Annotated in this window: 21 protein-coding genes and 1 pseudogene; 6 read left to right on the top strand and 16 right to left on the bottom strand. The window is 71.5% G+C overall.

Annotation, left to right across the window (positions count from 1 at the left end):
• From ACFYUY_RS04565 to ACFYUY_RS04500, 14 genes and pseudogenes are all read right to left on the bottom strand, one after another.
• Entirely contained in the window at positions 1-531 is a 531-nt protein-coding gene (locus ACFYUY_RS04565) for a MaoC family dehydratase (protein ID WP_387897849.1), read from the bottom strand.
• On the bottom strand, positions 528-1,400 hold the full coding sequence (locus ACFYUY_RS04560) for an HpcH/HpaI aldolase/citrate lyase family protein (RefSeq protein ID WP_387897846.1): 873 nt from the start codon (positions 1,398-1,400) through the stop codon (positions 528-530). Before ACFYUY_RS04560 ends, ACFYUY_RS04565 begins: the two co-directional genes overlap by 4 nt.
• Complete coding sequence (locus ACFYUY_RS04555; protein WP_387898651.1) at positions 1,397-1,657, bottom strand: acyl carrier protein; 261 nt, start codon at positions 1,655-1,657, stop codon at positions 1,397-1,399. The genes ACFYUY_RS04560 and ACFYUY_RS04555 overlap by 4 nt, the downstream gene beginning before the upstream one ends.
• Positions 1,658-1,660: 3 nt before the next feature.
• Positions 1,661-2,668, bottom strand: a pseudogene (gene dmpG / locus ACFYUY_RS04550) (4-hydroxy-2-oxovalerate aldolase); the annotation flags it as partial.
• Positions 2,665-3,558: an acetylating acetaldehyde dehydrogenase gene (locus ACFYUY_RS04545; protein WP_387897844.1), complete on the bottom strand. Its 894-nt coding sequence runs from the start codon at positions 3,556-3,558 to the stop codon at positions 2,665-2,667. The gene ACFYUY_RS04545 and the pseudogene dmpG, both read right to left, overlap by 4 nt.
• 48 nt (positions 3,559-3,606) lie before the next feature.
• Entirely contained in the window at positions 3,607-4,404 is a 798-nt protein-coding gene (locus ACFYUY_RS04540; protein ID WP_387897841.1) for a 2-keto-4-pentenoate hydratase, read from the bottom strand.
• Positions 4,397-5,149, bottom strand: a complete 753-nt coding sequence (locus ACFYUY_RS04535) for an NUDIX hydrolase (RefSeq protein WP_387897840.1) — start codon at positions 5,147-5,149, stop codon at positions 4,397-4,399. The genes ACFYUY_RS04540 and ACFYUY_RS04535 overlap by 8 nt, the downstream gene beginning before the upstream one ends.
• A 94-nt stretch (positions 5,150-5,243) precedes the next feature.
• Positions 5,244-6,137 (bottom strand): hypothetical protein, encoded by an 894-nt coding sequence (locus tag ACFYUY_RS04530; RefSeq protein WP_387897838.1) that lies wholly within the window; start codon positions 6,135-6,137, stop codon positions 5,244-5,246.
• 36 nt (positions 6,138-6,173) lie between these two features.
• Positions 6,174-6,641, bottom strand: coding sequence for a hypothetical protein (locus ACFYUY_RS04525; RefSeq protein WP_387897835.1), 468 nt, complete (start codon positions 6,639-6,641; stop codon positions 6,174-6,176).
• Complete coding sequence (locus ACFYUY_RS04520; RefSeq protein WP_387897832.1) at positions 6,638-6,820, bottom strand: hypothetical protein; 183 nt, start codon at positions 6,818-6,820, stop codon at positions 6,638-6,640. Before ACFYUY_RS04520 ends, ACFYUY_RS04525 begins: the two co-directional genes overlap by 4 nt.
• Before the next feature lie 130 nt (positions 6,821-6,950).
• Positions 6,951-8,459, bottom strand: coding sequence for a Scr1 family TA system antitoxin-like transcriptional regulator (locus ACFYUY_RS04515; protein ID WP_387897830.1), 1,509 nt, complete (start codon positions 8,457-8,459; stop codon positions 6,951-6,953).
• Between the two features lie 119 nt (positions 8,460-8,578).
• Positions 8,579-9,085 carry a hypothetical protein gene (locus ACFYUY_RS04510; RefSeq protein WP_387897828.1) on the bottom strand — a complete coding sequence of 169 codons (507 nt, stop codon included), beginning with the start codon at positions 9,083-9,085 and terminating at the stop codon, positions 8,579-8,581.
• A 126-nt stretch (positions 9,086-9,211) separates the two neighbouring features.
• Positions 9,212-9,715 carry a hypothetical protein gene (locus ACFYUY_RS04505; protein WP_387897825.1) on the bottom strand — a complete coding sequence of 168 codons (504 nt, stop codon included), beginning with the start codon at positions 9,713-9,715 and terminating at the stop codon, positions 9,212-9,214.
• Between the two features lie 209 nt (positions 9,716-9,924).
• Entirely contained in the window at positions 9,925-10,521 is a 597-nt protein-coding gene (locus ACFYUY_RS04500) for an ATP-binding protein (protein WP_387897823.1), read from the bottom strand.
• A 353-nt stretch (positions 10,522-10,874) separates the two neighbouring features.
• Here ACFYUY_RS04500 and ACFYUY_RS04495 point away from each other — a divergent pair, with 353 nt between their 5' ends.
• Together ACFYUY_RS04495 and ACFYUY_RS04490 are read left to right on the top strand one after the other, a co-directional pair.
• On the top strand, positions 10,875-11,729 hold the full coding sequence (locus tag ACFYUY_RS04495; protein ID WP_387897820.1) for a helix-turn-helix domain-containing protein: 855 nt from the start codon (positions 10,875-10,877) through the stop codon (positions 11,727-11,729).
• Complete coding sequence (locus ACFYUY_RS04490; protein WP_387897818.1) at positions 11,726-11,947, top strand: DUF397 domain-containing protein; 222 nt, start codon at positions 11,726-11,728, stop codon at positions 11,945-11,947. The genes ACFYUY_RS04495 and ACFYUY_RS04490 overlap by 4 nt, the downstream gene beginning before the upstream one ends.
• 111 nt (positions 11,948-12,058) lie before the next feature.
• Here the strand turns inward: ACFYUY_RS04490 and ACFYUY_RS04485 are convergent, their stop codons facing one another.
• Positions 12,059-12,484, bottom strand: a complete 426-nt coding sequence (locus tag ACFYUY_RS04485; protein WP_387897815.1) for a hypothetical protein — start codon at positions 12,482-12,484, stop codon at positions 12,059-12,061.
• Between the two features lie 157 nt (positions 12,485-12,641).
• On the opposite strand from ACFYUY_RS04485, the gene ACFYUY_RS04480 reads away from it, so the two are divergent.
• From ACFYUY_RS04480 to ACFYUY_RS04465, 4 genes are read left to right on the top strand one after another with little or no spacing between them, the layout of a single operon-like run.
• Positions 12,642-13,733 (top strand): helix-turn-helix domain-containing protein, encoded by a 1,092-nt coding sequence (locus tag ACFYUY_RS04480; protein ID WP_387897812.1) that lies wholly within the window; start codon positions 12,642-12,644, stop codon positions 13,731-13,733.
• A 13-nt stretch (positions 13,734-13,746) separates the two neighbouring features.
• Positions 13,747-14,412, top strand: a complete 666-nt coding sequence (locus ACFYUY_RS04475; RefSeq protein ID WP_387897810.1) for a YdcF family protein — start codon at positions 13,747-13,749, stop codon at positions 14,410-14,412.
• A 28-nt stretch (positions 14,413-14,440) separates the two neighbouring features.
• The gene (locus tag ACFYUY_RS04470; protein WP_387897808.1) at positions 14,441-15,190 is read left to right on the top strand and encodes a WbqC family protein; all 750 of its coding nucleotides are present in this window, start codon (positions 14,441-14,443) and stop codon (positions 15,188-15,190) included.
• The gene (locus ACFYUY_RS04465) at positions 15,187-15,897 is read left to right on the top strand and encodes a methyltransferase domain-containing protein (protein WP_387897805.1); all 711 of its coding nucleotides are present in this window, start codon (positions 15,187-15,189) and stop codon (positions 15,895-15,897) included. The genes ACFYUY_RS04470 and ACFYUY_RS04465 overlap by 4 nt, the downstream gene beginning before the upstream one ends.
• Before the next feature lie 13 nt (positions 15,898-15,910).
• Here ACFYUY_RS04465 and ACFYUY_RS04460 read toward each other — a convergent pair whose 3' ends face one another.
• Positions 15,911-16,747 (bottom strand): hypothetical protein, encoded by an 837-nt coding sequence (locus ACFYUY_RS04460; protein WP_387897802.1) that lies wholly within the window; start codon positions 16,745-16,747, stop codon positions 15,911-15,913.
• Between the last annotated feature and the right edge of the window lie 338 nt (positions 16,748-17,085).

The following is a 17,085-nucleotide window of genomic DNA, read 5'->3' as shown; positions in this document are numbered from 1 at the left end:
CTAGTAGTTGGTGAGGGTGCGGACGGCGTGGGGGTCAAGGGGTGCGAGGAAGGTCCTGCCGAAGGTGACCACCGGTGCGCCGTCCTGGTTGAGGCCGGTGGTGCGGCAGGTGATGACACCGGTGTCCGGGCGGCTGCGGGAGGTGCGGCGGCAGGTGATCTCGGTTTCGGCGTAGAGGGTGTCGCCGACGAAGACGGGGTGGGTGAACCGCACATCGTCCATGCCGAGGTTGGCGGTGGTGAGGCCGCTGACGGAGCGGGCGGTCATACCGCCAACGACCGCGAGAGTGACGGCGCTGCACACGAGGACGCGGCCCCACGGGGTGTGCGCGGCGTAGGCGGCGTCGAGGTGGATCGGGGCGTCGTTGCCGCTGAGCGTGGTGATGAGGGTGTTGTCGCTCTCGGTGATGGTGCGGCCGGGGCGGTGTTCGATGGTCAGGCCCTCGGTGAGGTCGTGGTAGCCGAGTCCGACGACTTCGCGTACGCGCCCCGTGCCAACGTGGCGGTAGCCCTGAGGCAGGCCCGAGGTCATTTCGGCGGCTCCGGGTGTTCGCCGATGCCGGCGAGGAGGCGGCGTGCCCGGGTGAAGAACGGGGTCCCCCGCATGCGGCCGTCGACGGAGGTGATGTGGTTGCCGCTGTGCTCGGCGGCGGCGACGATCGCACGGGCTTCGGCGAGTTCTTCGTCGGTGGGGCGGAAGGCCTCGGCTATGTGCGGCAGGTGGCGGGGGTGGATGGCGCCCTTGCCATAAAAGCCGATCTCCTTGGCACGGCGCGCTTCGGCGATGAGGCCGTCGAGGTCGTCGAGGTCGAAGAACGGGGTGTCGATGGCCAGGAGGCCGGCCGCGGCGCAGCTGTTGGTGATGGTGTGGCGGGCGTGGCGCATCGGTTCCCAGCTGGTGCCGGTGCCGAGTTCTAGGGAGTAGTCGGCGGAGCCGAAGACGACGCCGGACAGGCGGGGTGCGGTCAGGATCTGGGGCAGGTGGTCGATGGCGTGAGGCGTTTCGATGAGGGCGAAGAGGGTGGGGGTGTAGGTGGGGGTGTCGAGGATGGCCGCCAGGAGGTCGATGTCGCGGGCGGACTCGGTCTTGGGCAGGAGGATGAGGTCGGGCTTGCGGGGGTAGGAGGCGAGGGCGGCGAGGTCCTTGGCGCCGTCCAGGGTGGAGAGCGCGTTGGTGCGGATGCCGAGGGTGCAGGGTCCGCTGTCCTGGGCGAAGAACGCTCGGGCGTCTCGGCGGGCGGTGTCCTTGGCGTCGGCGGCGACGGAGTCTTCGAGGTCGACGAGCGCGACGTCGGCGCCGCAGGTGAGGGCGGAGGCGTAGCGGTCGGGCCGGGTGCCCGGTGTCATGGTCCAGGCCGGTCCGATGTGCGGGTGCGCGGTGGCGGTCATGGCGGTGGTCATCCCTTCTGGCTGGTGGCGATGAAGAAGCGGTTCAGGTTCTCCAGGGTGTGCAGGCCGGTGATCTGGTCCTCGGTGACCGGCGTGCCGAACTCCTCGCTGAGCAGCACGGCCAGTTCGACTTCGGCCAGGGAGTCCAGGCCGATCGCCGCCAGCGTCGAGGCGGGGTTCAGGGAGCCGGGCTCGATGCGCAGCTCGCGCACCAGAAGGTCGTGGAGGCGCGGGTGGATCGCCGGGGCGGGCTGCTGCTGGTCGGTCATGGTGCGCTCCTTGAGGTGGGCGGCGGCTTCGGGGATCAGGTCTTCCTGGCCGGCTACCGCCTGGCGGCGGCCGAGTTCGGCGAACAGGTCGCCGGGGTGGACGCCTTCGCGGGCGGCGACGGCGAGGACGCGGTTCTTGAAGCCGGAGAACACCCCGGACAGGCCGCTCATCACGGCGACGGAGTCGGTGAAGGGCGGGGTCTTCATCAGCTGCTGTTCGGCGAGGTCGGCTGCGGCGAACAGGGCGTGCTGGTCGATGCCGGTGGAGTAGCCGAGGCGTTCCAGGACGGGGACCAGCGCCTCGATCTGCGTGTTGCCCGCTCCGGCGCCGAAGCCGCGGGCGCACGCATCGATGATCCTGGCGCCGGCTTCGACGGCGGCGACCGAGTTGGCGGTGGCCATGGTCAGGTTGTTGTGGCCGTGGAAGATGACCGGCACGTCGACGGCTTCGGTGATCTCCGTGATGCGTTCGGCGACATCCTGCGGGAGGTAGTGGCCGGCGGAGTCGTAGATTCCGACCGCCTGGGCCCCGTAGGTGGCCATGAGGGCGCACTGTTCGGCAAGTTGGGCAGGGGTGGCCATGTGGCTCATCAGTAGGACGCCGTGTGCTTCGACGCCCCATTCGGCGAGGAGTCCGAGGTGGCGTTCGGTGACGTCGGCTTCGGTGCAGTGCGCGGCGAGGCGCACCACCTGCACGCCGTGGCTGACGGCCAGGCGCAGGTCGTCGCCGGTTCCCCATCCGGGGCCCATGAAGACGCCCATGCGGGCGCTGGTGAGCACGGCGCGGACGGCGTCGAGCATCTCGGTGTCGGCCAGCTTGGCCAGGCCGGTCTGCAGGGAGGAGGCGCCGAGCCCGTTGCCGTGGCCGACTTCGATGACGGGCACGCCGGCGCTGTCGGCGGCGGCCGCGTAGGCGGACAGCTGCTCGCGGGTGAGCTGATGGCCGACGGCGTGGTGGCCGTCGCGCAGGGTCGGGTCGTGGAGCTGGATCTCGGGCGCCGTTGCGGTCATGAGCGGGCTCCTTCGGACTGGTGGGTTCCTGCGTGCATCTCGGCTGCCTGGATCGCGGCGGCGTTGATGATCTCCAGGTTTCCGGCGTGGCGGGGGATGCGGCGTCCGGTCGCGGTGACCTCCACGGTGGCGGTGACGCGGTCGGCCTCGGCCTCCAGGGCGGTCAACGCGTAGCCGGGTACGAACCGCTGGACCCGGTGCGCGGCGGCGGCCACGAGGGAGCGGATCGTCTCGGGCTGGGGGGCGTCGACGAGGCAGGTCAGGGTGACGCGGAAGGGCGGCGGCACAGTGGCCGGGCTGATGTTGACGAGCACCTTCGCCGTGGGGGCGCCGGTGAAGTGGCGGGCGGCCTGCTGGGTGGTATGGATGTACTCGTCCAGGTTCAGCCTGGTCGCCCGGCCCGCGCTGCGGCTGGCGCCGGTGGATACGACCTCGACGTAACGGGGTGTGCGGTGGCGGGCGATGGCGTGCAGGATCGGGATCGCGCTCTGACCGCCGCAGCTGATCAGGCCTATATGGCGCTCGGTCAGCGTGTCGGCTCCGTTGACGGTGGGGACGATCGGCACGCCGAGATCACTCGGGGTCAGGTCGACGAGCAGGGCGTTCGTGGGCTCCAGGTGGCGCCAGTGCTCGGCGTGGGAGTCGGCGTTGGAGGCGTCGAAGACCACGTCGATGCCGTGGCCGTCGATGGCTTCCGTCAGCGCGGTGATGCCGCCGTCGGTGGTCGGGTAGCCCAGGTCGGCGGCGCGTTTCAGGCCGAGGGTCTGCCGGTTGCGGCCTGCGACGAGGCGGCACTCCAGCCGCGGCGAGCAGCGGATCTTGTCCAGCAGGTCGAGGCCGATCAGGCCGGCGCCGAGCACGGCGACGCCGGTCCTGCGGTGTGAGGGCATAGGGGCGCTCCGGATGAAGGCGGGGAAGGCGCGAAGGAGCGGGGCCGGTCAGGCCGCGCGCAGCTGGACCGCGGGAAGGCGGGGCGAGGACGCCTGTACCGTCGTGCCGACTGCCAGCGGGATGCTGGCGTGTACCGAGCCGGGGAGGACGATGTCGCCGGCTCGTAGGCTGGTGCCGAGGGTGTGGAGGCGGCGGGCGAGCCAGAGGAGTGCGTTGATGGGGTCGCCGAGGACATCTCGGCCGTAGCCGCCGCAGGTCAGCTGGTCGTCGACGCGGACGGCGACGAAGATGCGAGCCAGGTCCGTGTCGGGATGGAACGCAACGGGTTCGCCGGTGGCGAAGCGGGCGGAGGAGGCGTTGTCGGCGACGCTGTCCTCCAGGGTGATCCCCCAGCTCCCGTAGCGGGTGTCGATGACTTCGAGAGCGAGGAACACCTCGGCCACGGCGCTGCGGGCGGCCTGGTCGTCGATGTCGGGTCCCGTGAGGTCCTCGCCGAGGCGCAGCCCGATCTCGGCCTCGATGCGGGGGGCGAGCAGGCCTGCCGTGTGCAGCTCGCCGCCGCTCGGCAGCGCCATGTCCTCCAGCAGGACTCCGGAGTCCGGCTCGCTGACCCCCATCTGCCGTTGCATCGCCGCCGACGTCAGGCCGATTTTGTGGCCGACGAGGCGCGCCCCGCCGTCCAGGCGGCGGCTGATGGCCGCCGCCTGGACGCGGTACGCCGTCTCCAGCGTCAGCCCGGGGAGGACCTGGGTCAGCGGGGTCGTGGCCTTGCCCGACTGCTCGGCCGTCCGCAGGTCATCGGCGGCGTTCAGCAGCCAGTCCGGGTCACGTGCGGTGTCACTCATCTGTCCTCCCTGTGCGGCGGTGGAGCAGGGATTCGAGGTAGTCCGCGTGCGGACCCTCCAGCTCGGCGACGGAGCCGGCCACGACGGTGATCAGGTCCAGTTCCGGGGTACAGCCGTTGACGGTCTCCGCCTGGACCAGCGCCTGGAACTGCTCGCGCACGACCTCCTCCGGCAGGACCGGTGCCTCGTAGTGCACGCCGATGTTGCCGTGCTCGCCTCGGGTGACCGCCCACAGCGTCAGGTCCTGGGGCGCCGCGTGCACGCCGACCTCCTCGGCCAGCTCCCGGCATGCCTGGCGTCGCAGTTCGGCCTCGTCCAGGACCGCTCCGTCGACCGGCGGCTCGACGTTGCCGCCGGGCAGCTGCCAGCGTCCGGGCGCCGCGGTCGAGGCGGACATGCGGCCGACGAGCACACCGCCCGCGTCCACCGGCTGCGCGACGGTCACGTACACCGACGACACCTGGGGTGCTCCCGGTACTCGGCGCAGCGCGAAGTGTCGGTACGTCACGGGCGCCCAGGACAGAACGAGGGTGTCGCCGTCGTAGGCGGCGTCGGTGCACACCACGGCGGGGCCGTCGTACAGGTCCGGGTTCGCCTGGGTGGCTTGCTCCCATACCTGGTCCATGGACGCGTGGTGCTCCGATGAGAGCTGCGGTGCGGCAGTCTCGACGAGGCGCAGCTCACCTCGTTCGAAGACATCGAGCCGATCGCCGGTGGCGGCGGTGGCGGGGAGTGAACTGCTCATGTTCGGGGGTCCTTTCCGAGGGCCTTGCGCATGTGGTTCTTCCTCCTGCTCAACGTGGTGGGGGACGGGAAGTGGCGGTGCCGACCGGGGGCCGCTACGGGAGGTGGCCGTCGACGACGGCGAACGGGGCTGGCGTGTCGGACTCGACGGCCCTCTGGAGGCGGGCGATCCACGGAGCCGGGTCTACGATCTCGGCCTCGGTCGGCACCAGCTCCTCCTGGGCCAGGAGCAGTCGCAGCAACGGGTGGCCTCCGGCCTCGACAACGGCGGCGACGAACTGCTCGCCCCTGCTGTAGGCGGGGTTGTTCGTCGGTGCGGCGGGGTCGGCCTTGAGCTCCTTGTAGAGGTCGCTGGGTTCCGGCTCGCCGTGCAGGGCGCCGATCGCGGCCTCCCCGCACAGCTTCTGGGAGACGAGGCGCTCGACGTACTGGCCGTGTCCCTCGGTGAGGGCGGCGGCGTTGCGGTGCTGCTCGGGCGGCAGGCCCGCGCCGGTGTCCAGGAGCTTGCACCTGAGCGGTGCGGTCGCCAGTTCGGGCCGGAGCGCGAACTGCGCGAGGTGGGTGATCTCGTGTGCGAAGACCGTTGTGAGCTGGCGGTCGGACGGGCGCAGATGCCGGGCATGGACCTCGGGCATGAACGTCAGCTCGGGCTGGCCGGGTCCGCGCCACAGGATCGCCGCACGGTTGGTCGGGTGGAACCGGGTGACCATCGTCTCGGTGTTCGTCCGGACCTGTTCGAGCAGTGCCGTGGCCGCCTCCTCCGGGAGGGCGGGGACGGAGTCCAGAGCCATTCCGGTCACGCACACGCGGTCCTCGGTCTGGCGCTGGATGAACTGGGCGGGCGTGACCGGGCGGGCGGTGATGCACTCGGGCAGGGCGAGGCCGGACAGCTCCGCCACCAGCGGCGCGGCGGCCTCGATGAGGCCGCAGTAGCGGGCGTACTCGGCGGTATCGAGGTCAGCGTCGTTGCGAAATATGAAGGTGGTCATGGTGTTCCAACTCGACTAGGCGACAACGGTGTTGTGCTATCGGGAGCGGTGATAGGGGTGTCCGGGTCGGCCGGTGGGCAGGGAGTCCGCGCCGATCAGCCGCAGGCCCGGGAGGCGGCCTCGGCCGTTGTGGTCGAGGGTGAGCTGGAGCAGGGTCCAGTCCTGCCACACGGCGGCGCGGGCGAGGAGGCCGTCGTGGCGCAGCTCGACGGCGCGGGCCATCTCGACGGGGGTGGCGAGGTAGGCGGTGGTGATCTTGAAGGCGCCGGGCAGGGCCCGGCGGACGAGCTGGGCGGGGTCGGGGCCGCCGGGGGCGTGGACCTCGGTGCGGACGCCGTCCTCGTACAGCGCGGTGGTAGAGGTGTAGCGGCGCGAGTCGCCCCCGGTGCCGGCGGTCAGGGTCGGCGGGGCGAACTGGTCGGCAAGCAGAAGTACGGGAATGCCGGTGCGGGCGACGAGCTCGCGCGCCTGGTCGCCGGGCACGGTCTGCGGGGTGCCGCTCACTGCGCGGGCTCCGGCCGCATGGCCTGGACGGTGCTGGTCGTCGGGTCGAGGAGGGAGACGGCGCCCGCCATGGCGGAGTCGGCCGTCGTCCCGGGCAGGGGTTGTGCGCCGAGGTCCCGGTAGACGCGGGCGGTAGGCGCGTCCAGGGCCTCGTAGGCCTGATCAAGGGCGTGGGTCATGAGGTCGTCCAGCGGTAGCGCGGCCGCGGGGCCGTCGGGTGGATGGTGTGGCCGCCAGCGCGGTCGGCGTACGGCCGGCCACCGCGCGGGAGTGGGTCGAGCAGAGGCAGAGGCACCCCGCGGGCGCCGGTCACCTCGGCCACCGCCGGGGAAGGTCTCCGGCGGCCGCCCGTTCCAGCAGCCCGATGCTCCTGTCCGGTGGGATCGAGCGCGCCAGTGCCATCCCCGCCCGGTGGGATGCGCCTTCGTGGTACGTCACGTCGAACAGGCCCCAGACGGCCGTCACGGTCTCCCTGCCTGTGCGCAGCAGGGCCAGGTCGTGGGTGGCGAGGAATCCGTCGTCGGAGGGCAGGATGCGCACGCGCAGCGCGGTGGTGCGGGCGAGGTCGGCGAGGTGGAGCATTTGATCGGCGTGGACAGTGGCTCCGCCGTGACGGCGCTCCAGGATGTCCCAGCTGAGGATCAGCGTCGTCTCCGGTGCGTCGGGGTGTCGCAGGCGTTGTTCGAGCACGGCGGCCCGCTCGGAGTTCACCCTCTGCTGCCACGCGGCGGGCACATCGGGCAGGGCCAGGAGGTCGGTGCGGTAGAGCTGGCAGACCGGGCACCCGACGGCAGCCGCGGGCACGGCGCGCGGAGCCGGTACGTCGCGCGGGACGCGCAGCACGGGGGCGTCCAGGGAGGCGGCCGCCTCGTAGGCGGGGGTGCGCAGTGCGGCGGGCACGAGGACGGACCCCAGGAGCATTACGGTGTCGGCTCGCTGTTCGAGGATCTGGTAGCGGTGCGGGCGGCCGGGGCCCCGGTCGATGGCGTGGCCGGGCTTGGCCAGCTCGGTGTCCGCCAGGAGCTGGTGGACGTCGGTGGCGGCGATCGCGCCCGCACCGTAGGCGTGGAGGAAGACCCCGAGCTGGCCTCGGTGGGCGGCCTCGCGCAGGAGCGCGTCGGTTCCGGCCTCCAGGTCGGCGATGGTGCCGGCGTCCGTACGGGCGGCGGCGGGCATGCGGGCGGCGACCTGGGCCCAGGACAGGTCCTGGCATTCGCGCAGGTGCCGCAAGTGGGCCCCGAGGACGGTGTCGCCCAGGCGCGGGCCCGCCCACGGAACCTCGGGCACCGGCGGGCCGGGCGTCGCCGTGGAGAGGGCGATGGCGACCGGCGGCACCGAAGGCTCCAGGATGCGTAAGCGAGGCCGGTCCGGGCGTGCGGATGCTGCGGGGCCGACCACTGCGGCCGGTAAGCCGCCCTCCGGCGGGGCGCTACCAGCGATCTTGTCCACGCACAGGACCATCACGCACACGCGCCGGACCCGGTCCACTGCCTGAGCGTGCTCGGCCCGGTGCAGCTCCTCTTCGGCGAGGAGGAGTTCGTCGGTCAGCGTGTCCAGCAGGGTGGCCCGTGGGTCGGTGCCGTCCGCGCGCCGCAGCCGGACGGCGGTGCGCGTCACGGCGTCGGCGAGCGCGTCCAGGGGCGGGCTGGTGAGCGCGGGGCCGCCCAGCTCGAGCAGCTCGGCGGCGACGCGGTCGATCGCCTCGTCCAGGGGTAACAGCGGGACCCCGTTCACGAAGGGCACGCCCGCTCTCAGCTTCGGTGCGGCCCAGATCCGAAGGGCGTCGAAGGCGGCGGGGACGGCGGGGCCGTCGGGCATCACTGGAGCTCTCCTGAGGTGGTGGCAGGAACGGAAGGCGGCCGTCGAGCCGTACGACGGGGGTGGAGCGACGGGCCTGGTGCCGCGCCGCCTCGGACCGTGCCGAGGGGCGGGAGGTGTCAGGGGCCGAGCCGGTACCCGGCGGCCTGGAGGCCGGTGCGGGCGACGGCCGCGGCCTCGACCAGGCGGTACGGATCGGTGAGCGCCGCCGGACTGCCTGGCAGCGCCCTCGGCGGGAACAGCCACCGGCGCCGCTCGGCCTCGCGGCCCGGCGGCGGGCACTTGACCGTCGCCCTCGACGCGCCGCGCCCGTCGACCAGCTCGGCTCCGGGGCCCGGCCACACCGCCGGCGTCGGCGGCAGGAAGACCTCGACGACCGAGTCATTGACGAGCACCGGACCGACGAGGTCCGGGGCGTCGGCGGCCAGCTCGGCGACGGCAGCGCGCCCGAGTTCCCCCAGGAGCCGCACGACGACGAAGTCCCGGCCGACCGAGACGGGCACGGGTCGTCCCCGCGCCCACGCCTCCCAGGTCGCGGTGGGGTCGGCGGTCTGCCGGCCGAGCCAGCGCATGCCCGCGATCACCTGGGTCGTGAGCTTGGCCTGCACGATGACCGCGGGCATCATCTCTACCTCTGTCTCGGGGTTCGAAGGGGTTGCGGATTCCGGCCCGCACCGGAGAGGGCGAGCCGGACAAGGAGGGGATGGGGCCCGAGGGGCACCGCCCGTCTACGGGGCTGCGCCGCTCTCGCGTCACTGGGCTCGGCTGTGGCGGCGTCGGGCGAGCGCGAGGGATCCACGCGCACGCCGCAGCGCCACGGCCAGGACGTCGTAGCCGGTCAGGGTGCCGGTGCCGTCCGGGGTGACCAGCCATTGCAGCGAGCCGACCCGGCCGACTCCCGGCGCCGGCATCAGCACCGCCGGGGGCGGGCCGCCGTCCTCGGGGACGGTCAGCAGGCAGGTGTCCCTCATCTGCCAGGCCGTCCCGGGGCGCACCGGCACCAGCCAGTAGCTCTGCCGAGCTCCGTGGTCGTACAGCACCGGGCCCAACGGCAGCCCGCTGGCGTACAGCTCGGCCACCAGCGCCGTGGTCAGGGACTCGCCGTGGACCCGGACCACGTCGAAGCGGCAGCTCACCTGCACCGGCGCCAGCTGGCCGTGCCGCCACTGGTCCGTGATCGTGCTCGGGGTGCTGCTGACGCCGGCGAGCCAGCGTCCGCCGAGGACGTGCGGCGGAACCCGGGCAAGCGCGCTCATCGTGTTCCTCTCGTCTGGATGTTGAAGGGCATGACCCGGCCGCCCCAGGCCGGGGGCAGTGGGGCGGCCGGGCGACCCGACGCCTTCCCGCGCTGCGGGTTGGGGAAGGCGCCGAGGCGGGTGTGGAGACCGATCGCCCCTGATCGGCGTCGCTGCGCAGCTCACGACGACCGGAGCCGCACCACCCGCTTCGGGGTGGACCATGTCGCCTACGCGGCGCGGAGGTTACTGGTGCGGCGGTTCGACCGCCCCACCGTGGTCAGCCGCCTCCGCGTGACAGCGGACGTCGCCACGGTGTGCGGCCCGAGGACGGGGATGGGCTTCTCCAGCTGCACTTCCGCATCAGCGGTGGCCTCACCGGAGGGGGGCGGCAGCTCCTGCACGCCCAGCTCGAACCATACGGACCAGCCCACCTGGGCCTCGCCATCGAGACGCGGGCCCCAGCCGATGTCGTCCGCGTAGCCGGCCACGACCACCAGGCCTCGACCACCGGTCGCGCCCAGGTCGTCGCAGCCGAGCATCTTCGGCACGGTCAGGCCGGGGTCGGTGATGGTGATCCGCAGCCGTTTGCGTGCGCAGTCAATGTCGCCTTCGATGAGCAACTCGGCTCTGTGAAGTTCGTGTTCGATCCGGCTGTACTTGATGGCGTTGTCGATGAGCTCGGACGAGGCGAGCCGAAGCGTGTACGCCTGTTCCTTCTCAAGGATGATGCCGGCCCGGACGACCTGGTCGGCGAGCAGATTGCGGACGGCGCCCAGGGACGCGGTTCCGAGCGGGACGTGGAGCTGTAGTACGCGGTGCAGCATGACGATTCCTCCGGGCCGGCAGGGCGGCGTCAGGTGTTTCCGGGGAAGCGGCCGTAGTGGTCGCGTGTGGCCGTCACGTGCAGCGTGGGGCTGTCCGACGGCTGGTTGCTAAGTCACAGGTGCATGCAAAGCGGTTCAAGACGGGCATCAAGACGCGAAGCGAATCGACTAGCTCTCCGCATCTCGGCAACGACAGGATGTCGCCTGACGATGCCTCAGCGCAACCCATACGACGGCGAAGATGCAAACATTCACTTCGACTCTGATTCCGGTCGCTCTGGACGAGCTGCGCGGTGGCGTGCAGGCTCTTCGGGCGGGCACACTGGTCCACTGAGCACAGGAGGGCATCCGACATGGCTACAGGCGAACGCGTACCGACCGTGCGTCAGCGCCGAATCGCGGGAGACCTACGTCGTCTTCGCGAGAAGTCAGGAATGTCGGCTGAGCAGGTCGTCAGCAAGCTCCCCGACCTCCTGAATCTGCCGAAGCTGAGCCGGTACGAGAACGCACGATCAGCGGTGAGGCCGGAGATCGTCGAGAAGCTACTCGACCTCTATGAGTGCGACGAGGGCCTCCGCGAGGTGCTGCTGGAGATCGCACGCCAGAAGGACCAGCGTGGCTGGTGGCGGGGCTACAGCGACACCATCAACCCGCTCTACACCGACCTGATCTCCATGGAGTCCCAGGCCGTGGAGATCAAGTCCTTCGAACTCGCCTTCATCCCGGGCCTCCTCCAGACCCCCGACTACGCGGCCGCGATCATCACCAAGCTGTCCGCCGTGACCACGGGCGTGGACGCGATGGTCGACGTGCGCATCGCACGACAGCGAGTGCTCACCCGGCTGGAGAACCCGGTGAAGTTGTGCGCGGTCATCCATGAATCCGCCCTGGCGATAAGCGCCGGCGACGGTGTCATGCGGGAGCAGCTCAACCGCCTCGCGAAGTTGAGCCGCCTCCCGAACATCCAGATCCAGGTCATGCCAGCGAACGCAAGGCCGAACCCGGGCTTCAATGGGGCCTTCACCCTCCTTGAGTTTCCACAACGCGCCCTCGACATCGTGCTGACCAGCGGCATGATCCGCAGCAGCTGGGTCGAGGACCCGACGGAGGTGGACACCTACCGCGGGGGTTTCCACGAGATCATGGCCGCAGCCCTGAACGTGGACGACTCCCTCGATTTCACCCAGAAGAGGGACGAACTCACATGACCATCGAGAACGCAGCTGCCCTGAACGTGACCTGGAGGAAGTCCAGCCGAAGCAACCAGAACGACAACTGCGTCGAGTTCGCGTTCGCGGCCGGGCCCGGCACGTTCGTCCGGGACTCGAAGGACCCCTCCGGGCCCGCGTTGGCTCTGAGCTCCGAAGCGCACTCTGCCTTCATCGCCGCCGCGGCGGCCGGAGAGTTCGACTTCGGGCTCGTCTAAGAGATCAGGCACAATACGGCCACGGTCCGGCGCAGATGAAGTGCGCCGGACCGTGCTGCTGTTCTACCCCATCCCTCTCAGGTCCACCAGAGGATCAGTCAGCAGCCGGTCTCAGTCCCCGCTCGGCCGGGATGCGTGGCGGCGAGCTTGCCATCCAACCGGAGCGCGCGGGCGGGGGCCTGCCAGCTTGTGGTGGGCCTCCGATCTGGCGCCCGGGGCCATCGGTCGTGCATGCGGGCCGCGGACGACCAGGAGTTGTAGCCCCGCTTCGGCGAGCTGCTGGCGGCGAGCTGACCGCCCCTCCACGGCGCCCAGGTGTGCCATCGACGGCAGAACGATCCCGTACAGCCCCGGGCGACCCGTGATCTCGTCGAGGTCGCCCTCGGTGATGACCCTCGTGAGGTTGAGCTCCCGCCGGGCGCAGAAGTCGGCGAGGACTGCTGCGAGGGCCACGTACCGGTTGGGCGTTCCGCTGGGCAGCCGCAGGAGACCAACCACGATCGGTGGCGGCACGGCCCGCTGCTCGGTGAGTTCCACTCTCGCTCCCTCGTTCCTGTCGGCCGGGTGGCTCGGTTGTTCCAGCGTGACGCCTGGGCGGCGGGAGTGAAATGCCGTGCTGTGGCAGTTGCGTAGCAGTTTGGACGCACCGCCAGGTCTTGGGGTGCTTCGATGGCCGTCAAGCCGGGAGGTGGTCATGGCGTCAGTAGTCGAATGGACCGGGGTTGAGGCGCGGGCGCTGAGGGTGGCGAGCCGCCGCAGCGTTCGGGTCTTCGCAGCGGAGCTGGGCGTGGCGGTGCGGACGGTGACGAACTGGGAGCGCCTGGGCGCGGGGACTCGGCCGCGTCCGGATACCCAGGCGATCTTGGATACGGCACTGTCCCGTCTCGACCTGGCCGGGGTCCTGCGGTTCGAGGCGGCGTTGGCCCAGCGGGGCCGGGCGCTGGCAGCCCCGGCGTCTGGAGGTCCTCGGCTATGGGAGTACGAGACGTGGTCCGACGATATCGAGCGGGCCGTCGCAGCAGCGTCCCAGCAGGACTTCATGGCCGCGTCGAATCTGCTGGAGCGGTGGCGGACCCGATGGCCGGTGAAGGAGTTGGATGACCGGGGCTTGTACTTGTTCGCGCGGACGACGGCGCTGGCTGGGGACCTCCAGCGGGATCGCGGGGTGCTGCTCGGACCGTGGTCGGCGTCTCGCTCGTACGCGGATGCCCGATCGGTGTTCGGCCAGCTCGGCATCCCTCGCCGGATCGCGCAGCTCGACCTGTCGCTCGCGGTCGTCGCCGAGATGTCCGGTGACCTGCACTGCGCTGCATCCCGCTACGAGAAGTTGTCCTGCGACGGGCGGCTGAGCGGACGGGATCAGCTCCGGGCGCACCTGTGGGTCGGCACCGCATTGGACAAGCAGGGTCTCCACAGTGCGGCGATGCCGCTGATGGCCTCCGCGATCCGGGGGTTCGAAGCGGCCGACGAGCAGGAGGACTGGGCGACCGCGCACCAGAAGTTGGCGCTGGCGCACCGCGGAGCCGGGGAGCTCGGGGAGGCCACACGGCTGATCTCGGTGGCGCAGTCGGCCGGCGGGGGCACCAGCCCGCTGCACCAGGTACGGCTGGCCACCGCGCACGGGCACGTCCTGCTGTCCGACAGGGCGACCGTCGACGAGGGACTCGCAGTGCTCGATAGAGCGGCGGCCACAGCCGCCACGTACGGTATGAGCCACCAGCTCCGCAGCATCGAGAGCATCCGCAAGGGCGTCGAACTGGGAGGTGGTGCCGTCAAGTTCAGGTAATCGGGAGAGATACGTGACCGGCACGACGAAGCGCGAGATCACCGACCAGCAGTGGGCGGACACCGCGCTGCTGTGGGACTACCAGCAAATGGGCCACGATCTTCGGCCGAGTGACGTGGCGATCGGGCTGGGCTCCCACGACCTCGGGGTTGCCGCGGAGACCGCTGACCTCTACCTGCGTGGCCTGGTGAAGCTGATCGTGTTCACCGGCGGCCCGAACCCGTCGAGGCCGGATCACTTCCCGCGCGGGGAGGCGGTGCACTTCGCCGAGCACGCCGTCTCCCTCGGGGTACCCGAAATCGCGGTGCTGATCGAGCCGAAGGCCCGCAACACCGGCCAGAACATCCAGTTCAGCCGCGAGGTCCTCGCCGACGCCGGGATGGCCGTGTCGTCGGTGCTGCTCGTGTCCATGCCGTACATGGAGCGCCGGGCCTTCGCGACGTGCCGGCGGGTGTGGCCTGAGGTGGAGGCGGTGTGCGCCTCCACGCCGATGGACCTGCACGACTACGTGAAGACGATCGGCGACGACACGCTCGTGATCGACAGCCTGGTGGGTGACCTCCAGCGGGTCATCGAGTACCCGAAGCTCGGCTTCGCCGTCGCCCAGGACGTACCCGGGAGTGTGTTCGATGCCTACCAGCGGCTCATCAAGGCTGGGTTCACCAGCCGGCTTCTCTGACCGCCCGCCCGTAACGGGCGCAGGGCTGGTGTGCACGGTCCACCAGCCGAACCTGCTGCCGCGGCTGTCCACGGTGGCGAAGATCTTCGCGGCGGACGTGTGGGTGGTGCTGGACGATGTCCAGCACGTCCGCCGCGACTACCAGCACCGAGCCCGCCTCGGCGCCCTGGACGGCGACACCACCCGGTGGCTGTCCCTTTCCACGCACCTGCCGAACGGCCGGGCCACCTTGATCCGGGACGCCCGCCTCACTGACCCGGTACGTGGTCGCCGTCGGCTTGAGGGCATCCTTCGGGAGCAGTACCGAGCGTCCCCGTTCTGGCCGCTGTTTGCGGAGCAGCTGCGCCCGCTACTGGCCCTGTTCGACGTTACCGACCGGACCGCCGAGATCACCGAGGCGTCCACCCGGCTCCTCCTGGGCGCGCTCGGCTGGACCGGCCGAGTGGTCCGCAGCAGTGACCTGGTGGCCGCGACCGGGCGCACCGAGCGGCTGGTGGACCTGTGCCGGGCGGTTGGCGCGGGCACCTACCTCTGCGGCACCGGCGGTAACGGGTACATCGAGCCGGACCGTTTCGCCCAGGCCGGAGTCGACCTCCGGCGGTTCATCGTGCCGGGCAACGGGGTGTGGCGAGGTGCCCGGTCGCTCAGCGCGGTGCACGCCTTGCTACTCCACGGGCCGGGCCGCGTCCGCGTGACCATCGTCGAGAACGCTGAGTACGTCGGTGAAGTGCGACCGAGCTCCCGTCCCCAGGCGCAGGCACCAGGATGGCCCGGGTGAAGACCACCTCCCCCGCCCAAGGCGCAGCGCCAGACCTGTGGCACCACTACGGCCGCACCCGCACCGAATCCGACCGGACCGTCCCCAGCTCCTTCTCCTGGGTCTGGGCCCAGGACGGCGGCCCCGGAGCCGAGGTGCTGGGTGACCTCGCCGGCTTGGTCGTGGCTGACCTCGGTGCGGGCGCCGCCCGGCATGCCGCCCACCTCGCCGTCCACCACGCCCCGGCCCGGGTCGACGCCGTGGACGCCTCCCCCGCCCAGCACGGGATGGCCAGCGACCTCTACGGTCACCTCGCCCCGCGCCTGCGCCCGGTGCACGCCGACGTGGTCGAGCACCTGGACACGCACCCCGGCAGGTACGACGTCCTCTACTCGGTGTTCGGCGCCGTCGACTTCACCGACCCCCGCCGGCTGCTCCCGGCCGCGGCCCGCGCCCTGCGTCCCGGCGGGCTGTTCGCCGCCTCCACGCTGGGCGACTACATCGGCGGAGCGCCCGCCGAGCCGGACGTGGTGGCCGCCGACGTCCCCGCCCGCACCCCGGACGGCAGCCCGGCGTCGATGCCGCGCTGGGTCCTCCAGGAACACGTCTGGGAGAAGCTGCTGGACGAGGCCGGGTTCACGGCGATCACCATCGACCGGCTCCCTCCCCCGGCATCGGGCGCGCGTACAGCTGACACCCTGCTGCTCCGAGCCTGCCAGCCGCAGTGAGCGAACTCACCGGTCAGGCGTGCCCTCCGGCGGGCGCTCCAGCGGCGGCACGCAGCTCGGTGAGGGCCGAGGCCAGACGGGCCGAGTCAACGGCGCGTGCGAGCTCGGCGGCCCGCGCCGCGTGGTGATCCGCTTCGGCGCGGTTGCCCTGCCGGTACAGCACGGTGGCCAACCGGGTGGTCGCCATCGCCCTCACTCGGACCTGGGCGGTGTCGGCGTCGGCCGCGCGGCGCAGGTCGGAAACGACCTGGGGGTCGTAGCGGCCGGTGGACGCCGAGAGCAGGTACAGGGCGAACCCGCTGTCGCTGCCGATCTTGGCTGCGGTGATGGTCTTCGTCCAGGCCGGTCCCGAGGCCAGGTCGCCGACGCGCCCATAGGCCCGTTCGGCGGCCAGCAAGTGCCCTGCCATCTGCCGTCCGTCGCCGTTCACGGCGTAGGCCTGGGCACGGACGGTGGCGAGCATCGCCCGCGCCGCCACGGGCAGGCGCCCACCCACCTGGTCCGCCAGCTCCAGTGCCTCCACTGAGCGGCGCAGGTGGATCTCCAGGCGGGCCGCGTTGGTCGCCACGTGGCACAGCAGCCCGGCGTCGCCGAACTCCCGGGCGGTGGCGAGGCCGAGGCGGAACAGCGGGCGGGCCTTGCTGTACCGGCCAGCGTCGAAGGACGCCCATGCGGTGAGGTTGGCCAGACGGCTGATCGCGCCGAGCAGCGCGGTGCGCACGTCTGGGGTGGTCGAGGCCTCGGTGAGGTCGACCGCGTCACGGAGTTCGCGCAGCGCGAGGTCGTGAACCGCCCGTCCCCCTTCACGCCGGTCCGCGCGTTCCAGCATGGCCGTGCGCTGCGTGATCATGGTGACGTCGCCCGCTCGCAGGCGCGATGGTGCGGGCCCGGGTGGCAGCAGGGCCGCCATGGCAGCCGTCAGTACGTCTCGGCGGAGCGAGTCACTCACCTCATCGCAGTGGAGTTTGGGTGCCAGGCCCAGGTCGGCCGGTGAGCCGCCCGTACGACGCACCGAACACCAGCACGCGAACCCGAGGACAAGGGGGATCGACCCCCACGGGGTGGTCGGCCCGGTGATCTGGCTATCCTGAGCCCGGCGCCTGCCGGTACCGCGAGACGCACATCTTGAGGGCCATCACCGGCAGGCGCCGCAGCCCGAGCCGACTACCAGCCGCCGCACGGCCAGCC

Origin of the sequence: Kitasatospora sp. NPDC004745 (genome assembly GCF_042873275.1) — a bacterium.
Classification (GTDB): Bacteria; Actinomycetota; Actinomycetes; order Streptomycetales; family Streptomycetaceae; genus Kitasatospora.
This window is presented reverse-complemented; position numbering and strand designations above follow the sequence as displayed.